This window comes from Sphaerochaeta sp. S2 (assembly GCF_016406725.1).
Lineage (GTDB): Bacteria > Spirochaetota > Spirochaetia > Sphaerochaetales > Sphaerochaetaceae > Sphaerochaeta.
In genome coordinates this window covers 1-1,251 of the sequence record NZ_JAEKNT010000549.1, presented here as the reverse complement: position 1 = coordinate 1,251, position 1,251 = coordinate 1, and the positions used below count along the sequence as shown (strand labels likewise).

Sequence of the window (1,251 nt, the reverse complement as noted above, 5' to 3'; positions counted from 1 at the left end):
GGATAAAGTCATCTTGTAATTCCTTGCTGCAATAAACTCGATATAGTGTTCTTTGTCAGAATCAAAAGATGAACTATCAATGTAGAAGGAATCCATAATATTATTAAAGGTTTCATGCATATAAGATTCAGATAACTCACTTGGGTATTTGAATTCAATTACATGAACGTCTTTCTCCGTTGGAATAAAGTGTACAATTTGTTTTACCAAGCGTCCGTTGACATCTAAATCAATATATAATACATTACTAGTAAGATAATTGTAAATATTTTGTTCTTCACGTGTAAAAGTAACCTTATCTTCATAAGCCATTAACAGGTGCTCACTATATACATTTATGATATACTCTAAATTGATGTTATCATTTAAAGCTCTAGTTGATAAATCTACAGTAATCTGACCGTAGGAAGAATCGTATCCATAAATATATTCGTTTAATTTCCGCCAGAATATTGGTAAGGATAATCGAATACCTTCTTTTTCAAATGAAATTTCTTGGTAATGAATATCATCATAGTTAGTATATTGAATAGTACTATTTGCTTCTAGATTGATACTTTGATCATCTTTTGTAGATAGTGTAAAATCAAAAGCTTTTACCAATACTTCTATTGGGACGTATAAATCGTCATTTTGATAGAATAATTCAGTATGATGATGTAAAATATTTCCGTTAATCGTTATTTCATGAATGCTAGGAGATGCTTTTACAAATGTATTTAAATAGTAAGAAGTGATCACATCTTCTTCATAGATTTTTGCACCAAGTTTTCTAAAAGTTGCCTTCATTGGCACCATGACATGATTGTCTACTTTTAAAACGGGTAAATCTATATCAAAAGAAAGATCATTGATAGAAACATTCATAATAGTATCTTCGCTAAAAGAAATACTTAATATTAAAATGGAAATAATAATAACTAGTAAAATTTTTTTAATCATATAAACCACCTTATTTGGACATTATAACATCATTCATTATAAATTTAAACTGATAAAGGAGAAGCGTAATTGGATATTAATAAGTTAAAAGACAAGACATTACTTGACGTAAAAGCAATCGCAAAAGCGATGGGGTTAAAGAATGTGTCGAAGTATAATAAGGCTCAGTTGATCGATATGATCATTGATGGGAACATGTCCGTTAATCAAGAAATTGAAGAAAACCTAGATGTTGAGCCGGTTATAAAAGATACCATTAAATTTGATTTGGAAGAAGACGACGAAAAAAGAGAGGTTCTGGAGCAAAAC

Annotated in this window: 2 protein-coding genes; one reads left to right on the top strand and one right to left on the bottom strand. The window is 29.4% G+C overall.

The annotated features are described in order from the left end of the window. Window positions 1–942: stalk domain-containing protein (locus JF818_RS16185; RefSeq protein WP_198893074.1), on the bottom strand; the 942-nt coding region annotated here is incomplete at its 3' end. Between the two features lie 69 nt (window positions 943–1,011). Between JF818_RS16185 and JF818_RS16180 the strand changes: the two genes are divergently transcribed. Further along, window positions 1,012–1,251, top strand: a 240-nt coding sequence (locus tag JF818_RS16180; RefSeq protein ID WP_198893073.1) for a Rho termination factor N-terminal domain-containing protein, incomplete at its 3' end; no start/stop codon positions are given.